The organism is Kocuria rhizosphaericola (assembly GCF_044462205.1).
Taxonomy (GTDB): Bacteria; Actinomycetota; Actinomycetes; order Actinomycetales; family Micrococcaceae; genus Kocuria; species Kocuria rhizosphaericola.
In genome coordinates this window covers 1-16,473 of sequence record NZ_JBISWK010000044.1, presented here as the reverse complement: position 1 = coordinate 16,473, position 16,473 = coordinate 1, and the positions used below count along the sequence as shown (strand labels likewise).

Annotated in this window: 18 protein-coding genes; 12 read left to right on the top strand and 6 right to left on the bottom strand. The window is 70.9% G+C overall.

All coding sequences use genetic code 11. The features are described from left to right. Positions 1–16 precede the first annotated feature (16 nt). From ACH9D2_RS05130 to ACH9D2_RS05115, 4 genes are read left to right on the top strand one after another with little or no spacing between them, the layout of a single operon-like run. Complete coding sequence (locus ACH9D2_RS05130; protein ID WP_396361678.1) at positions 17–337, top strand: 2Fe-2S iron-sulfur cluster-binding protein; 321 nt, start codon at positions 17–19, stop codon at positions 335–337. A 2-nt stretch (positions 338–339) separates the two neighbouring features. After that, complete coding sequence (locus tag ACH9D2_RS05125; protein ID WP_396361677.1) at positions 340–1,644, top strand: FAD-dependent oxidoreductase; 1,305 nt, start codon at positions 340–342, stop codon at positions 1,642–1,644. Between the two features lie 5 nt (positions 1,645–1,649). Then, positions 1,650–2,297 carry an HD domain-containing protein gene (locus tag ACH9D2_RS05120; RefSeq protein WP_396361676.1) on the top strand — a complete coding sequence of 216 codons (648 nt, stop codon included), beginning with the start codon at positions 1,650–1,652 and terminating at the stop codon, positions 2,295–2,297. Continuing rightward, positions 2,294–3,775 (top strand): aldehyde dehydrogenase family protein, encoded by a 1,482-nt coding sequence (locus tag ACH9D2_RS05115; protein WP_396361675.1) that lies wholly within the window; start codon positions 2,294–2,296, stop codon positions 3,773–3,775. Before ACH9D2_RS05120 ends, ACH9D2_RS05115 begins: the two co-directional genes overlap by 4 nt. A gap of 105 nt (positions 3,776–3,880) precedes the next feature. Here the strand turns inward: ACH9D2_RS05115 and ACH9D2_RS05110 are convergent, their stop codons facing one another. Then, a complete protein-coding gene (locus tag ACH9D2_RS05110) occupies positions 3,881–4,882 on the bottom strand; it encodes a LacI family DNA-binding transcriptional regulator (RefSeq protein ID WP_396361674.1) in 1,002 nt (333 codons plus the stop codon). 179 nt (positions 4,883–5,061) lie between these two features. Between ACH9D2_RS05110 and ACH9D2_RS05105 the strand changes: the two genes are divergently transcribed. The 7 genes from ACH9D2_RS05105 to ACH9D2_RS05075 all read left to right on the top strand — a co-directional run bounded on the left by ACH9D2_RS05105 (position 5,062) and on the right by ACH9D2_RS05075 (position 11,472). Next, positions 5,062–6,030, top strand: a complete 969-nt coding sequence (locus ACH9D2_RS05105; protein WP_396361673.1) for an asparaginase domain-containing protein — start codon at positions 5,062–5,064, stop codon at positions 6,028–6,030. 29 nt (positions 6,031–6,059) lie between these two features. Beyond that, positions 6,060–6,947 (top strand): polysaccharide deacetylase family protein, encoded by an 888-nt coding sequence (locus ACH9D2_RS05100; RefSeq protein ID WP_396361672.1) that lies wholly within the window; start codon positions 6,060–6,062, stop codon positions 6,945–6,947. Positions 6,948–6,974: 27 nt separating this feature from the next. Next, positions 6,975–8,312: an MFS transporter gene (locus ACH9D2_RS05095; protein ID WP_396361671.1), complete on the top strand. Its 1,338-nt coding sequence runs from the start codon at positions 6,975–6,977 to the stop codon at positions 8,310–8,312. Beyond that, positions 8,309–9,088 carry an SDR family NAD(P)-dependent oxidoreductase gene (locus ACH9D2_RS05090; RefSeq protein ID WP_396361670.1) on the top strand — a complete coding sequence of 260 codons (780 nt, stop codon included), beginning with the start codon at positions 8,309–8,311 and terminating at the stop codon, positions 9,086–9,088. The genes ACH9D2_RS05095 and ACH9D2_RS05090 overlap by 4 nt, the downstream gene beginning before the upstream one ends. Before the next feature lie 20 nt (positions 9,089–9,108). Then, complete coding sequence (locus ACH9D2_RS05085; RefSeq protein WP_396361669.1) at positions 9,109–9,861, top strand: SDR family NAD(P)-dependent oxidoreductase; 753 nt, start codon at positions 9,109–9,111, stop codon at positions 9,859–9,861. Positions 9,862–9,884: 23 nt separating this feature from the next. After that, the gene (locus ACH9D2_RS05080) at positions 9,885–10,247 is read left to right on the top strand and encodes a hypothetical protein (RefSeq protein WP_396361668.1); all 363 of its coding nucleotides are present in this window, start codon (positions 9,885–9,887) and stop codon (positions 10,245–10,247) included. Positions 10,248–10,371: 124 nt separating this feature from the next. Then, positions 10,372–11,472 (top strand): oxidoreductase, encoded by a 1,101-nt coding sequence (locus ACH9D2_RS05075; RefSeq protein WP_396361667.1) that lies wholly within the window; start codon positions 10,372–10,374, stop codon positions 11,470–11,472. Positions 11,473–11,595: 123 nt separating this feature from the next. Here the strand turns inward: ACH9D2_RS05075 and ACH9D2_RS05070 are convergent, their stop codons facing one another. The 5 genes from ACH9D2_RS05070 to ACH9D2_RS05050 all read right to left on the bottom strand — a co-directional run bounded on the left by ACH9D2_RS05070 (position 11,596) and on the right by ACH9D2_RS05050 (position 15,914). Then, positions 11,596–12,561, bottom strand: coding sequence for a 5-oxoprolinase/urea amidolyase family protein (locus ACH9D2_RS05070; RefSeq protein ID WP_396361666.1), 966 nt, complete (start codon positions 12,559–12,561; stop codon positions 11,596–11,598). After that, on the bottom strand, positions 12,545–13,453 hold the full coding sequence (locus ACH9D2_RS05065) for a carboxyltransferase domain-containing protein (protein ID WP_396361665.1): 909 nt from the start codon (positions 13,451–13,453) through the stop codon (positions 12,545–12,547). Before ACH9D2_RS05065 ends, ACH9D2_RS05070 begins: the two co-directional genes overlap by 17 nt. Continuing rightward, complete coding sequence (locus ACH9D2_RS05060; protein ID WP_396361664.1) at positions 13,450–14,838, bottom strand: ATP-binding protein; 1,389 nt, start codon at positions 14,836–14,838, stop codon at positions 13,450–13,452. Before ACH9D2_RS05060 ends, ACH9D2_RS05065 begins: the two co-directional genes overlap by 4 nt. Before the next feature lie 3 nt (positions 14,839–14,841). Next, positions 14,842–15,081 carry an acetyl-CoA carboxylase gene (locus ACH9D2_RS05055; RefSeq protein ID WP_396361663.1) on the bottom strand — a complete coding sequence of 80 codons (240 nt, stop codon included), beginning with the start codon at positions 15,079–15,081 and terminating at the stop codon, positions 14,842–14,844. A gap of 77 nt (positions 15,082–15,158) precedes the next feature. Continuing rightward, the gene (locus ACH9D2_RS05050) at positions 15,159–15,914 is read right to left on the bottom strand and encodes a 5-oxoprolinase subunit PxpA (protein ID WP_396361662.1); all 756 of its coding nucleotides are present in this window, start codon (positions 15,912–15,914) and stop codon (positions 15,159–15,161) included. Between the two features lie 257 nt (positions 15,915–16,171). Between ACH9D2_RS05050 and cspE the strand changes: the two genes are divergently transcribed. After that, entirely contained in the window at positions 16,172–16,378 is a 207-nt protein-coding gene (gene cspE / locus ACH9D2_RS05045; protein WP_035923571.1) for a transcription antiterminator/RNA stability regulator CspE, read from the top strand. Positions 16,379–16,473 lie beyond the last annotated feature (95 nt).

Here is a 16,473-nt window from a genome sequence, read left to right as displayed (position 1 = left end):
CCGAAAGGCCGAATCCATGCCCACTGTCACCTTCACCGACCACGAGGGCGCCCAGCGCACCATCGACGCCACCGCCGGCGACTCCGTGATGGAGACCGCCGTGCGCAACGGGGTGCCCGGCATCGTCGCCGAGTGCGGCGGGTCGCTGTCCTGCGCCACCTGCCACGTCTTCGTCGACCCCCAGGACCTGGAGAAGCTCCCGGAGATGGAGGAGATGGAGGACGAGATGCTCTACGGCACCACCGAGGACCGCCGGGAGAACTCCCGCCTGTCCTGCCAGCTCCCCGTCACCGAGGGGACGGACCTGCACGTGACGACTCCCGAGACCCAGGTGTGATCATGACCGAACACGCGAACCAGCACCGGAACCACGGACTGCTCGTCATCGGCGCCAGCCAGTCCGGCGTCGCCCTCGCCGGCTCCCTCCGGGCCCTGGGCTGGGAGGAACCCATCACCCTGCTGGGCGAGGAGGACCACCGCCCCTACCAGCGCCCGGCCCTGTCCAAGGACTTCCTGCAGGACAAGGTCGACAAGGAGAAGCTGATCTTCCGCGCCCGGCAGTACTGGGACGACCACCGGATCGAGGTGGTCCAGGGCGAGCGGATCGAGCGGATCGAGAAGAACCCGGACGGCTCCGGAACGGCCCACGCCGCCTCCGGGAGGGAGTTCTCCTTCGACCGGCTCGCGCTGACCGTCGGCGCCCGCGCCCGCCGGCTCGAGCTCGACGGCAACGACCTGGACGGGGTGCTCTACCTGCGCAACGCCGACGACGCCCTCGAGCTCAAGGCGCAGATGCCCTCCGCCGAGCACCTCGTGGTCATCGGCGGCGGGTTCATCGGCCTCGAGGCCGCCGCCAGCGCCCACGCCATGGGAAAGCAGGTCACGGTCCTGGAGGTCGGCCCCCGGCTGATCGGCCGCGCGGTGGGGGAGGAGACCTCGCAGTTCTTCCTCGACGCCCACCGCGCCGCCGGCATCGACGTGCAGCTCGGCGTGCAACTGTCCCGGATCGTCGGCGAGGACGGGCACGTCACGCGCATCGAGCTCGGCGACGGCACCCTGGTCCCGGCCGACATCGTGCTGGTCGGCATCGGCGTGGTGCCCAACACCGAACTCGCCGAGGCCATGGGCCTGGAGTGCGAGAACGGCATCCGGGTGGACGAGTACGCCCTGGCCTCCGACGGCCACACCGTGGCCATCGGCGACTGCGCCAACATGCCCAACCCGATCCCCGGCGCCCCCGCCGACGAGCGGTTGCGCCTGGAGAGCGTCAACAACGCGGTGGAGCACGCCAAGGTCGCCGCGTACTCGCTCACCGGCCGCCGCGAGGAGTACCGCTCCATCCCCTGGTTCTGGTCGAACCAGGGCTCGCACAAGCTGCAGATCGCCGGACTGTCCGTCGGCCACGACCGCACCGTGGTCCGCCGCGACGGCAGCGACGGGAAGCTGTGCGTGCTGTACTACCGCGAGGGCCGGCTGATCGCCGCCGACTGCGTCAACAGCGGAGTCGACTTCCTGGACGTGAAGGCCGCCCTCACCAAGGGCCTGACCGTTCCGGCCGACGAGGCCTCCGACACGGACCGGCGGCTCAAGGAGATGGCCGTCGCCGGCTCCCCCGCACCCCTTTCCTCGACTCCCAGGAGCTGACCCCCATGCCCATCGACACCGCCCTGACGGTCGACACCTCGCCCATCAGCACGACGCCGTCGACGGCCACCGACCTCGACCCGATCTGGGCGCGGGTCGTGCCCGAGACCCGCGCTCGCAGCAACGACATCCACCTGCCCATCTCACTGGCCTACGCCGAGCGGCTGTGCACGGTCCACCCCGAGGCGGACGCGCTCGTGGTGCGCGTGACGATCCTGCTCCACGACACCGGCTGGGGGCGGGTGGACGAGGAGCGCATCCTCTCCGAGGGCTTCTCGGGGGACTGGCGCAAGGCCGACATCCGCTACGAGCACGAGCGCCAGGGATGCCTGATCGCCGAGGAGATCCTCCCGGAGCTGGGCTACGACGACGCCTTCATCGCCCGGGTGACCGCCATCATCGACGGCCACGACACCCGGCCCGAGCCGAGGTCCCTGGAGGACTCGCTCGTCCGGGACGCCGACCGGCTGTGGCGCTTCGACCACACCGGGATCGCACTGGCGCACAACTGGTTCAAGATGACCCCCGCTGCCTACATGGACCGGCTCGAGGCGGAGATCATCCCCGAGCTGCAGACCTCGGCCGCCCGCCGGATGGCCGAGACCGACCTGGCCCGCTCCCGGGCCCTCCTGAAAGCGAGCGTCCTGCGATGACCGCCACCACCGTGCCCGGCACCCGCGCGGAGCCGGAGCTGCCCTACGCCCACGTCGACGACCACTTCATCGACGGCGCCTATGTCCGCTCGACCGGCGAGCAGCGCAACGACGTCGTCGACCCCACAACCGAGGAGGTCTGGGCGTCCGTGCCCAACGCGACCGCGGAGGACCTCGACCGTGCGGTGAGCGCCGCCGACCGAGCCTTCGCCCGATGGGCGGCGCTGACCCCCTCGGCGCGCGCGGGGTTCCTGGTGCGCGCGGCGGAGGAGATCGAGGCCCGCCGCGAGCCGATGGCCCTCACCAACACCCGCGAGAACGGCTCCCCGATCTCAGAGACGCTCGGCGCCGCGGCCAACGCCGCCGGGATCTTCCGCTACTTCGCGTCCCTGGCCCCGTGGCTGGAGGCCGAGGACGTGCGCCCGTTCCCCAACGGGGCCGGAGAGACCAGCGTGTACCGGGACCCCGTGGGGGTGTGCGCGCTCATCGCCCCGTGGAACTTCCCGATCAACCTGGTCGTGGCCAAGCTCGCCCCCGCCCTGCTGGCCGGGTGCACCGTGGTGATCAAGCCCGCCTCGCCCACGCCGCTGTCCGTGCGGTTCATCGTCGACGCCCTCGCCGCGGCCGGGGTGCCCGCCGGGGTCGTCAACCTGGTCACCGGCAACGGCCGGATGGGCGACCAGCTGGTCCGCCACCCGCTCGTGCGCAAGGTCGCCTTCACCGGCTCCACCCCCGTGGGCCGGAAGATCGCCGCGGCCTGCGGGGAGCAGCTCAAGCCCGTGACGCTGGAGCTGGGCGGGAAGTCCTCCGCGATCGTGCTCCCGGACGCCGACCTCGAGCACATGTCCTCCGTGCTGATCCGCTCCTGCATGCGCAACACCGGGCAGACCTGCTACATCTCCACCCGCATCCTCGCCCCGGAGAGCCGCTACGAGGAGGTGGTCGAGATGGTGGGGCGGACGATCGCCGAGGCCGAGCAGGGCGACCCGCTGCAGGAGACCACGGTCTTCGGGCCGATGGCCAACCGGGGCCAGTACGACATCGTCCTGGGCTACCTCGACACGGCCCGCGAGGAGGGTGCCCGCGTGGTTGTCGGCGGGGGCCCCGCCGAGGGCACCGGGTTCTTCGTGCGGCCCACGGTGCTGGCCGACGTCACCCCGGACATGACCGTGGCCCGGGAGGAGATCTTCGGCCCCGTCATCACCGTCCTGAAGTACCAGGACGTCGACGAGGCGGTCGAGCTCGCCAACAACACCCCGTTCGGCCTGGGCGGGATCGTGTTCTCCGCCGACGAGGACCGTGCCCTCCAGGTGGCGCGGCGGGTGAACACGGGTTCCGTGGGCATCAACTTCTTCGCCTCGAACCATGCCGCGCCCTTCGGCGGGCGCGGAGACTCCGGACTGGGCGTGGAGTTCGGCGTCGAAGGGCTCAGCGCCTACCTGAGCCCGCAGTCGGTGCATCGCAGGGCCCGCGGCTGACGGGCCGGGACCCGCCGCGCCACCGCGCGGCGGGTCCCGGCGGCGGCCTATTGGGCCCCGCGCCCGACGGCGTGGTCGTCCTCCGGTGCGGGGGGCATCCGATGCTCAGGCGCTCGTGCGCACGACGAGCTCGGGGGGAAGCTGGACGCTCTCCACGTCCCGGCCGTCCAGGACGTCCATCAACATCTCGAAGCCCTGCCGGCCGATGCGGTGCATGGGGGAGCGCACGGTGGTGAGCCCCACGCTGCCGGCCAGTGGCGTGTCGTTGAACCCGACGAGGGCCATGTCCCCCGGGACCCTGATCCCCTCCCGGGCGAACACACCGAGCGCGCCGATGGCCGCGAAGTCGTTGACCGCGAAGACCGCCTCGGGCAGCGGTCCGGCGGCAAGGATCCGCTCCGCAGCCAGGCTGCCTGCCGGGGCGTCGAAGCCGCCGGGGACCATCCGGGTCGGATCCACGCCGATGTCGTGCTCGGTGAGCGCGTCCAGGAAGCCGGCGCACCGGTCGATCGAGGTCGAGGCCTGCGGATTGCCGGCGATGAGGCCGAAGGTCCTCCGACCGGAGGCGACGAGGTGCTCGGCGACCATGCGTCCCCCGGTGTAGTCGTCGCAGGTCACGGAGCGGTGCCCGGGGGAGCGGCGGTTCACCAGTGTGAAGGCCACCCCTCGCTGGGCGAGCTCGTCCAAGAAGGGGTCCTCGAACAGGGCGTCGCCGAACACGATCCCGTCCGTCCGGCGGTCCAGCAGCTTCTCGGCCTTGGCGCGGTGGGCCGTCGGGTCGTCCAGGGAGTTGGAGACCACGGTGAAGTAGCCGTGCTCGGAGGCGGCCTCGTCGATGCCCTCGTACATCGTGGCCAGGACGTAGTCCTGCAGGCGGGGTACGACCACCCCGATCATGTGCGACTTGGCGGTGCGCAGCGAGGCGGCGTAGGGATTCTTGCGGTAGCCGCGCTCCTCGGCGAGCGCGAAGATGCGCTCCTTGGTGTCCCGCGAGGCCCACTTGGAGTCCAGGCCCTTGGGGTCGTTGAGCACCCGGGAGACCGTGGACGCGTTGAGGCCCAGCTCGCCCGCCAGGGCCTTCAGTGTGACCGCCGGCCGTGCGCCCATGTCCACCTCCTCGTCGCTGTTGCGAAACAGTAACCGACGTTAAATCTGCGTGAATGTGTTGCGCATCACTTTAAATCCGACCTAGGGTCTACTCCAACATCTCACACAATCGATTGCGGCATTCGATTGTGTAAATTGCCCGGGCCACCGGGTGGACCGTTCACGGGAGGAGGCCAGCAGTGGCCCACATCCAATTGCTCGGCACCGGCGGGACCATCGCCTCGCGCGGCAGCGGCGCCCGGGGCTCGGTGGCCACGGACGCCGCTGCCGAGCTGGCCCGCGGCCAGTACGGTGATCTGACCGTCTCGTCCCGCGACGTCCTCACCACCGGCAGCTACCGCCTGAGCCTGGCCGACCTGCGGCTGATCGCCGAGGCGACGCAGGAGGCGCTGGCCGATCCGGGCACGGAGGGGGTGGTCGTCACGCACGGGACCGACACCCTGGAGGAAACCGCGTTCCTGCTGGACCTGGTGCACGACTCGCCCAAGAGCGCGGTGCTCACCGGCGCCCAGCAGCCCGCGGACAGCCCCGCTCCGGACGGACCGCGCAACGTCGAGGAGGCAGTGCTGGCCGCCGCGTCCCCGGGCCTGCGCGACAGCGGCGCGCTGATCTCCTTCGACGGGACGGTCCGCTCGGCGCGCGGGGCGCGGAAGGCGCACACCACCGCGAGCAACCCCTTCCAGGGCGGGGCCGAGGTCGCGCACATGGCGGGGGCCGAACTCGTGGTGACGGCCAAGCCGGTCCGCAGGCGGCACCTGCCGGTGCCGCCGGTCGCCTTCGACACCACACGGGTCGAGATCATCACCGCACACACCGGCGCCACCCCCGACCTCTTCGACTTCGCCGTGCACTCCGGTGCCCACGCCGTGGTGCTGGCCGGCTCGGGCGTCGGCAACGCGGGTCCCGGCTTCGCCGAGGCGGTCGCCCGGGCGGTGGCGGCCGGGTGCGTCGTGGTGCTCAGCACCCGTGCTCCCTGGGGGCCCGTGGTGCCGGTCTACGGCAACGGCGGGGGCACCGACCTCGTCGCCGCGGGCGCTGTTCCCTCCGGGGACCTCAACCCCCTGCAGGCGCGCCTGCTCGCTGCCCTCCTGCTCTCCCTCGGGACCTCGACAGCCGAGTTCCGCGAGGCGTTCACCGCCCACCTCTAGGGCACCCAACCACCACCAGAGGAGACATCATGTCCAAGAAGATCTACGTGTCCGTCGGCATCGACGTGGACGCCGTCGGCGGCTGGCTCGGCTCCTACGGAGGAGAGGACTCCCCGGGGGACATCTCCCGGGGTCTGTTCGCCGGCGAGGTCGGCGTGCCGCGACTGCTCCAGCTGGCCCAGCGCCGGGAGATGCCGGTGACCTGGTTCTGGCCGGGACACTCCATCGAGACGTTCCCGGAGGAGTTCGACGCCGTCGTCGCCGCCGGGCACGAGATCGGTGTCCACGGGTACTCCCACGAGAACCCCATCGCCATGACCCGGCAGCAGGAGACCGAGATCCTCGACTACTGCACCGACCTCATCGAGCGGCGCGCCGGGAAGAAGCCTGTGGGCTACGTGGCGCCCTGGTGGGAGTTCTCCGGGGTGACCAACGAGATCCTGCTCGAGCGCGGCTTCCTCTACGACCACTCGCTGATGCACAACGACCACACCCCCTACTACGTGCGGGTCGGCGACACCTGGACCAAGATCGACTACGACGCCGCCTCGGCCAAGGAGTGGATGAAACCGCTGGTCCGCGGCGAGGAGACCGACCTCATCGAGATCCCCGCGAGCTGGTACCTCGACGACCTGCCCCCGATGATGTTCATCAAGTCCAGCCCCAACAGCCACGGCTTCGTGTCCCCGCGCGACATCGAGCAGCTGTGGAAGGACCAGTTCGACTGGGTCTACCGGGAGATGGACTACGCCGTCTTCCCGCTCACCATCCACCCGGACGTCTGCGGCCGCCCGCAGAACCTGCTCATGCTCGAGCGCCTCTTCGACCACATCGCCGGCCACGACGGTGTCGAGTTCGCCTTCATGGAGGACGTCGCCCGCGACTTCGCCACCCGCCATCCCCGCAACGCCGGCTGATCCGGCTCGTCCGAAGGAACCACCACCATGTCCGCACCCCGTTCCCAGAAGACTCCCGACGTCGAGCCCTGGGACGTCACGATCACCCCGCAGATGGTGCGGAAGGTCTCCATCGTCTGCTTCATCGCCTGGGTCGTGTCCGTCTACGACTTCACCCTGTTCGGCACGCTGCTGCCCGTCATCGCGGAGGACTTCGGGTGGACCACGGCCGAGGCCACCGCGGTCAACACTGTCGCCCACGTCGGCATCTTCATCGTCGCCCTGGCGGTGGGCACGATCATCGACCGCATGGGCCGCAAGAACGCGCTCGTGGTGCTCATGCTGGGCGGCGCGGCCGCGGCGGGCTTCACCGGCCTGGCCGCCGGTGCCGTGAGCCTGATCATCATCCGCTCCTTCTCCGGGTTCTCGATGTCCGAGGAGGTCGTCAACGCGGTCTACCTCAACGAGATGTACAAGGAAGCCAAGAACCGCGGCCTCATGTACTCCCTCGTCCAGGGGGGCTGGCCCGTGGGCGCGCTCGTCGCGGCGGGTATGTCCGCCCTGCTGCTGCCTGTCATCGGCTGGCGCTGGAGCTTCGTCGTCGCCGCGGTGATGGCCCTGCTCGTCGCGCTGCTGGCTTCGCGCCTGCCGGAGTCCCCGACCTTCGCCGCCATCCAGGAGGTGCAGCGGCGCCGTGCGGCCGGGGACGTCGAGGGAGCCCACCGGCTGGCCGCCGAGCACGATCTCGAGGAGGGCAGCCACCACAAGACCGGTTTCAAGGACGTCTTCACGCCGGAGCTGCGCAAGCACACCACCCTGCTGGCCCTGGCGTGGTTCTTCAACTGGTTCGCCATCCAGGTCTTCGGCGTGCTGGGCACCACGGTGCTGGTCGAGGCCAAGGACGTCACCTTCGAGAACGCGCTCTTCATCCTGGTGCTGGCCAACGCCGTCGGCTTCGTGGGCTACGTCTTCCACGGCTGGCTGGGCGACCGCATCACCCGCAAACGCGCCGTCGTCCTCGGTTGGTTCGCGGGCAGCATCGTGAGCCTGGCCATGCTGCTCGGCCCCGGCACCCCATGGTTCATCTACGTGATGTACGCGCTCACGCTCTTCTTCCTCACCGGTCCCTACGCGGCCCTGCTGTTCTACATGGGCGAGTCCTTCCCCGCCCACGTGCGCGGCATGGGCACCAACGTCGCCCACGTCATGGCGCCCCTCGGTGGCATCGCCGGGTCCGGCGTGCTGAGCCTGCTGCTCTTCCTCGAGATCGAGATGCAGTGGGCGGCCATCGTCGCCGGCACCGGCGGCCTGCTGGTCTCCGCGCTGTGCATGGCCGGCACCCGCACCATCGACGACGCCCACAAGAAGACGACGGTGTTCGCATGATCCGCGACGACGGACTCGAGGGGAAGGTCGCCGTCATCTCCGGCGGCGGCAGCGGGATCGGCCGGGCGCTGGCGGTCGCCTACGCCCGGGCCGGTGCGCACAGCGTCATCGGCTACCTCCCGGCGGACCCCCACGACGCCACCGACACGGTGCGCGCTGTGGAGGCCGCGGGCGGACGCTGCACGGCTGTCCCCATGGACGTGCGCAGTTTCGAGGACACCGAGACGCTGGCGCAGACCGCGCTCGACGAGTACGACCGGCTGGACATCTCGGTGGCGGCGGCCGGCATCCTGCGCCGCGCCGCGCTGGCCGAGATGACCGACCAGGCGTGGGACGACATGATGGCCGTCGACCTCTCCGGGGTGATGCGCGTCTTCCGCTCCTGCAGCACGCGGATGACCCACGGCGGAGCGATGGTCGCGACCTCGTCGATCGCCGGTGGCGTCTACGGCTGGGAGGAGCACAGCCACTACGCCGCGGCGAAATCGGGGCTCATCGGCCTGTGCCGTTCGCTGGCCGTCGAGCTCGCGCCCCGGAAGATCCGCGTCAACGCCGTCATCCCCGGACTGATCGAGAGCCCGCAGTCCCTGGACCCGGTGAACTCGCTGGGCCGCGAGGGCCTCGACGCCGCGGGCTCGATCATCCCGTGGGGAAGGGTCGGCAACGTCGACGAGGCCGCCCGGACCATCCGCTTCCTCACCAGCGACGACTCGGCCTACGTCACCGGGCAGCAGCTTGTCGTCGACGGCGGGCTCACCGTCCGCTGGCCGAGCTGAGCTCTCCAGGAAAGGCAGACATGGAACAGCAACTGACCGGCAAGGTCGCCGTGGTCACCGGAGGCGGCAGCGGCATCGGCGCGGCGATCGCCATGCTCTTCGCCCAGGAGGGCGCGGACATCGCCGTGCTGGATCGTGACGAGCAGCACGCCACGGCCGTCGCGCAGGAGAGCGGCAGCTTCGGGGGGCGCACCACAGCCTTCGCCGTGGACGTCACCGACGGCGAGGCGGTGCAGAAGGCGATGGGAAGGGTCGTCGAGGAGCTCGGCGGGATCGACGTCCTCGTCAGCGCCGCCGGCATCCTCGACGAGACGCCGCTGCTGGAGATGACCGAGGCCACGTTCGACAAGGTCCTCGCCGTGGACCTCAAGGGTGTCTTCCTGGCCGCGCGCTGGGCCGCACCCCACATGGTCGAGCGCGGCGGCGGGCGGATCATCAACATCGCCTCGCAACTGGGCATCAAGGGCGGCACCGGCCTGACCCACTACGTCGCGGCCAAGGCCGGGGTGATCGGCATGACGAAGGCCATGGCGCTGGAGCTCGCCGAGCACAACATCCTCGTCAACTCGATCGCGCCCGGTCCCGTCGTGACACCGCTGATCGAGGGGCTCTCCGAGGAGTGGAAGGCCGCCAAGCAGGCGGAGCTGCCCATCGGCCGCTTCGGCCAGGCCCACGAGGTGGCACCCACCGCCCTGCTGCTGGCCTCCTCGCCCGGCGGTGACCTCTACACCGGCCAGACGCTGGGTCCCAACAGCGGCGACGTGATGCCCTAGTCCGACCGAGAGGAGCCATCGCGATGTGCGCAGGATGCCCCGGAGGGCGTGCGGTCTCGAAGGTGACCGCCTACATCAACCTCAACGGGATGAAGCCGGCCGTCCTCGCGGAGCTGCGGCGCAGCGTGGGGAGCCGCGCCAGGATCACCGTGCTCGGTGACCAGTGGGTGCTGGGCTCCCGGACGGGGGCGCAGAAGGTCTTCCCCGACGTCGAGACGCTGGCCGACGCCCTGGTCGACCAGCACCTTGTCGACCGGCGGGCACTTCCGGACGACGGTGGCGCGGAGTTCGAGCGGATCCTCGACGACGGAACCCGACCCAGCGCTCCGCCCATGGACGCGGGGCGGCTCGTGCGGGCGCTGCTGCTCAGTGCCGACACCGTGTGAGCCTGTCCCCGGAGATCCAGCCGACCGTGCGGGCCGACGACCACCGCGCCGGGGCGGCTTCCCTCCGGAAGTCTCCCCGGCCGTCGACCCAGCAACCCACTGACCCCTGACGAAGGAGATGCTCATGCCGGATCTCGCCCCGCTCTGGTCCCCCCTGCAGATCGGTCCCACCCGACTGGAGAATCGCGTCGCACTGGCTCCGATGACCCGGATCAGCGCCACGGCGGAGGGCAGTGCCACCGATCGCATGGTCGCCTACTACGAGGCCTTCGCTCGCGGAGGTTTCGGGCTGCTGATCACTGAGGGGATCTACCCCGACGCCGCCTACGGGCAGGGTTATCTGTTCCAGCCCGGGATCGCCACCGAGGAGCAGGCACAGGCGTGGGGCGGCGTGGTCGGAGCCGTCCATGCGTCCGGCGCGAAGATCTTCGCCCAGCTCATGCACGCGGGTGCCCAGGCCCAGGGCAACCGGTTCGTCGACTCCACGATCGGCCCCTCCGCAGTGGCACCCAAGGGCGAGCAGCTGGGCTTCTACCGCGGTGAGGGCCCCTACCCCGTGCCTGCGGAGATCACGACGGAACAGATGGAGGACGTTCGTCAGGGGTTCGTGGCCGCCGCGCTGCGCGCTGAGGACGCCGGATTCGACGGCGTCGAGATCCACGGTGCCAACGGGTACCTGCTCGACCAGTTCCTCACCGACTACCTCAACCTCAGGACCGACGAGTACGGAGGATCACCGGCGAACCGGGTACGGTTCGCCGGTGAGATCTGCCGGGCCGTGCGCGACGCCGTGGGTCCGGAGACGGCGGTGGGCATCCGGATCTCCCAGGCCAAGGTCAGCGACCACGACCACCGGTGGAGCGGCGGGGCCGACGAGGCGGAGGCCATCTTCTCCACCCTCGGAGCCACCGGGATCGACTTCATCCACACCACGGAGTACAAGGCGACCGCTCCGGCGTTCGGTGATGAGGGGCCGTCGCTCGCGGCCCTGGCCAAGCAGCACTCCGGCCTTCCGGTGATCGCCAACGGTCACCTGGACGACCCGGAGACGGCCCTCTCCATGCTGAACGACGGCTCGGCCGACGTCGTCGCCCTGGGCAAGGCCGCCCTGGCCAACCGGGACTGGCCCCGGCGGGTGCGCAAGGACCTGCCCCTCGACGAACTCGACGCGAGCCTGCTCGCACCCGTGGCCGACGTCAAGGACTGGGAACTGGAACTGTCCTAGGAGAGGCTCGAGGAGCCCGAGGCCGGGCGAGGACCACCTGGCCCCGGGCTGCACGGGCGGCGAGCGAGGTGGCGGGGCGGTGCCGTCGAGGCACCGCCCCGTGTCGTCCGGGCTCGTGAGCGGTCACAGCGCCCAGATCTGCTCCAGCCGCTCGGCCCGCTCCCGGCGCGCCTCCAGCGCCTCCGCCATGGACACCGCGCGGAACCGGGTCACCGTGCCCGGGGCGGCCCGGGCCAGCAGGTCCATGTCCGCGGAGATCACGGTGCCCACCATGGCGTAGCCGCCGCCGGAGACCGCATCCCGGTGCAGCACGATCGGCTGGGTGCCTCCGGGGACCTGGATGGAGCCCACGGCGTAGCCGGCGTCCACGATGTTCGAGGGGTCCGAGCCGGCCCCGAACGGCTGCCGTCGCTGGGTCCACTCCACGCCGGGACCCTCGAAGCGCAGGCCCATGCGGTCGGCCACGGGGGTCAGCTTCCACTCCTCCTCGACCAGCCGGCGCCGGCCCTCGTCGGTGAGCAGGTGGTCGTAGAGGCCCCACATGATCCGCAGCTCCAGCGACTTCCCGAAGGCCGGCCGGAGGCGCTCCGGGATCTCCTCGACCTCGGGCAGCAGGCCGGTGGGCTCGCCCACCGGCACCACGTCCCCGGCCTCCAGCTTCCGGCCGTCCACCCCGCCCAGCCGCCCGATCGCGTAGGTGGAGCGCGAGCCGAGAACCTCCGGCACGTCGCTGCCGCCGCGGACGGCCAGGTAGAACCGGGAGCCGCCGCGGATCACACCGAACTTCACGGCGTCGCCCGCGGCCAGCTCGAGCCGCCGCCACGCCGGGTGCTCCTCGCCGTTGACCATCACGGGGACGTCCGCGCCGGTCACGGCGATCGTCGTCGGGGCGTCCACGGTGAAGGCGGGTCCCGTGTAGGTGCACTCGAGCACGGCCTCGGCGGCGGTGTTGCCGACCAGCTTGTTCGCAGCCTGCGCGGACTCCTGGTCCATGGCCCCGCCCTGCGGGATGCCCACGTTGTAGTACCCGATCCGTCCCTGGTCCTGGACGGTGGTCAGCAGTCCGGGCTGCTCAATCGTCAGCGCCATCGAGGGCCTCCAGAAGGGTGCGGTTGTAGGTGTCGGGGTCGGCGAGCGCGGCTTCGACGTCGAGGGTCACGGGCGCCTGCTTGTACCGCCAGGTGCCGTCCTCGACCTGCTGCTGGATGGAGCGGTACTCCGCCTCGTCCACTGGCCGGAACTTCACGAGGTCCCCGGGCCTGAACAGGATCAGGAAGTCCCGGAAGTCGTGCAGGATCTGCTCGGGGTCGTAGATGGGCGCGGCGGCGATGCCGAACATCTGGTACCCGCCGGCGCCGCGCACCGAGTAGATGCATGCGAAGCACCCTCCGTGCCCCACGGTCAGCGGGGGAGTGTCGGTGCGGGGGCTGAGGTACTTGGGCACCTCGAGCTGCCGGTCCCGGGGAACGAGCTGGTACATGAACGGCAGCCCCGCCACGAACCCCACCATGGACACCAGCCACGGGGACTCGTGGTGGCGCCGGATGAACTCGGCGGCGTCCGCGAGGCCGTTGACCTTCGCGGCGTAGTCGAGGTCGCTGCCGGAGGGGTCCTGGTGGTAGCCCTCGCGGAAGCGGGCCACGACCTCGGCGGTGTAGGGGTCCTGGTACCAGACGGGGACCTCGATGATCCGGGTCTCGGCGGTGTACTGCGTGGACTCGCGGGCCTGGCCCTCGAGCTCCTGGGTGCGCCGCTTCAGGTCCTCGGCCGCCAGGACGTCCGGGTCGAAGCGCACCAGCAGGGACGCGTTGGCCGGGCAGACGTCCACCACGCCGGGCAGCTCCAGCGCGGTGAGTCCCTGGGCCACGGTGGTGGCCAGGTAGTTGGCGGTGAGGTTCATCGCTTCGTCGAACTCCACGAACAGGAACTCGTCGCCGCCCCACGTGTACCGGGCGGTGGGCAGGTACAGGGTCTCGGTCATGGTGCGTTCCCCTCGCTGGGCTTGTCACTGGGCTCGTCGCTCAGCAGCTCGGTCTCGATCCAGGTGGTGTGGTGCGCCACGGCGGCGAACACCGGGTCCAGCACGAGCCGCCGGAGCAGCGGCACCGTGGTCCGGATCCCCTCGACGTGCGTGGCGGCCAGGGCCGCGCCCATCCGCTGCACGGCCGTCTCCCGGTCCTCGCCGTGCACGATCAGCTTGGCCAGCAGCGAGTCGTAGTACGGGGCGACGACGTCCCCGCCGCGCACCCCGGTGTCCACGCGGTACTCCGGTCCCTCCGGCCAATCGAGGCGGCTGATCGTGCCCGGGCTCGGCAGGAACCTCCGGTCCGGGTCCTCGGCGTTGATCCGGCACTCCACGGAGTGCCCGTCGAAGCGGATGTCCTCCTGCCGCAGCGACGTCCGCCCCGTCGAGGCGATCGTGAGCTGCTCGGCGACCAGGTCCACGCCGGTGACGAACTCCGTGACCGGGTGCTCCACCTGCAGGCGGGTGTTCATCTCGATGAACGCCGCCTCGTGCCGGACAGGGTCGTAGAGGTACTCGACCGTGCCCACCCCGGTGTAGGAGCAGAGCCGGGCCAGGTTCACGGCGGAGTCCCGGATGCGCTCGCGGACCTCGTCCGGCAGGTCCGGGGCGGGGGCCTCCTCCACGATCTTCTGCGAGCGGCGCTGCAGGGAGCAGTCGCGGTCGCCCAGGTGCAGGAACGTCTGCCCGTCACCGAGGACCTGGACCTCCACGTGCCGGGCCCGTTCCACGAACCGCTCCAGGTACACCGTGGGGTCCCCGAAGCTCGCCCCGGCCTCGGACCGGGCGGTGTCGACGGTCCGCAGCAGGTCCTCCTCGGCGCGGACCAGTCGGATACCGCGCCCGCCGCCACCGGCCGACGCCTTGATCACCAGCGGATAGCCGACCTCCCGGGCCAGCGCCAGGACGGCGTCGTCGTCGCCCTCCAGGGGGCCGTTCGACCCGGCGAGGACGGGCACCCCGGCCGCGATCGCGGCCTCCAGCGCCCGGGTCTTGTGGCCCATGAGGTCGATGACGTCCGGGGAGGGGCCCACCCACGTCAGCCCCGCCTCCTGCACCCGCCGGGCGAATGCGGCGTTCTCCGAGAGGAACCCGTAGCCGGGGTGCACCGCGTCGCATCCGTGCTCCACGCCCGCGGCCACGAGCGCCTCCGCGTTCAGATACGACTTCTGGGCCGGGGCGGGTCCGACCACGGCGACGTCGTCGGCGAGCTCCGCCGCGAACGACTCCCGGTCCGCCTCGCTCACGGCCAGGACGGTGCGCAGGCCCATCTCCCGCGCCGAGCGCAGGATCCGGACCGCGATCTCGCCCCGGTTGGCCACCAGGAGCGTGGAGATCGGCACGGCTCAGCTCTCCGCGACGACGGCGATGACGTCCCCCGGGTTCACCATGTCGCCGTCCTCCACCTCGAAGGCCTGGAGCGTGCCGGCGGCGTCCGAGCGGACCTCCGAGAACTGCTTCATCACCTCGATGAGACCGATGACCTGGTCGGTCTCCACCGGGTCGCCGTCCTGCACGAACGGGTCCTTGTCGGGGGAGGGGCGGCGGTAGAAGACGCCGGGCAGCGGGGACTGGATCTGGGCCATGGTGCGGGTCCTTTCGGTCGGGTCGGGAGACGTGGGTCGGAGCACAACGGGTCGGACGACGACGGCGGACGGGCGGGTCAGGTGCCCGGCCCCGGGCGGGCGTCGATCGCCTCGCGGACGGCGCGGGCCACCGCGGGCGCCCCCGGGGCGTCGGAGTGCACGCAGACGGACTCGAACCGCATCGGCAGCTCCGTGCCGTCCTCGGCCCGCACGACCCCGTCGGCCAGGGCCTGCGTCACCCTGTCGGCGGCGGCGCGCGGGTCGGTGGCGTGAGGTGTGCGCTGGATGATCAGCCCGCCCTCGGCGTCGTAGTCCAGGTCCACGTAGAGCTCGGCCACGAACGGCACGCCGCGCTCGGCGCACACGGACTCGTGGGCGGTGCCGGCCATCCCGAGCACGCCGACGCCGTAGTCGGCGGCCACCGCGGCCACCGCCTCCATCAGCGCCGGGTCCTTGGCGACCATCCCGTAGAGCGAGCCGTGCGGCTTGAGGTGGTGCAGGTCGGCCCCGTGCTGGAGCAGGAAGCCGGTGAGGGCGCCCACCTGGTAGCGGACCAGCGACTCGACCTCCTCCGGCGTGAGCACCATGGCACGGCGGCCGAAGCCCCACTGGTCGGGGAGGGAGGGGTGGGCACCGATCGCGACGTCGTGGGCCACAGCGGCGGCCACGGTCGCGGACATGATGTCCGGGTCCCCGGCGTGGAACCCGCAGGCGACGTTGGCGAGGTCCACGATCTGCAGCAGCTCCGGGTCGTTGCCGAAGCGGTGCAGGCCGATCCCCTCCCCCATGTCCGAGTTGACGGTGGGCCGGGTGCGGGTCTCTGGTGTGGCCATGGTCACAGCCTAGGGACGCGGGGCCGCCGAGGGAACGCTCTCGGCGCGATCACGGGGCACGTGGGGTCCGTCACTGTGCTTTTCGCCGAACACCTGTAGAGTCATGACCAGTTGTTGAAGTTTCGTTCTTGCAGTTCAAGCAGTTCGCCCGATTCCGGGCGCGGCAGTTTTTCTGAGAAGACGTTTTGGCAGGCATCGCAACGCCCGAGCACCCCGATCGCCGGGGACGCTCCGTTTCCCAGAAAGACAGGTTCCCCATGACTACTGGCACCGTGAAGTGGTTCAACGCCGACAAGGGCTTCGGCTTCATCACCCCCGAGGACGGCTCCAAGGACGTGTTCGCGCACTTCTCCGCGATCAACTCCGGCGGGTTCCGCTCCCTCGAGGAGAACCAGCGCGTCGAGTTCGAGACCCAGGACGGCCCCAAGGGCCCCCAGGCCGCGAACATCACCGTGCTTGCGTGAGAACGCTCTGATCTCCTCGTGAGATCCCCGGCACGGAGCTGAGCGCTCCGAGGCCGACCTGACATCGCCACCCGGCTCCGGCCGGGTGGCGATGT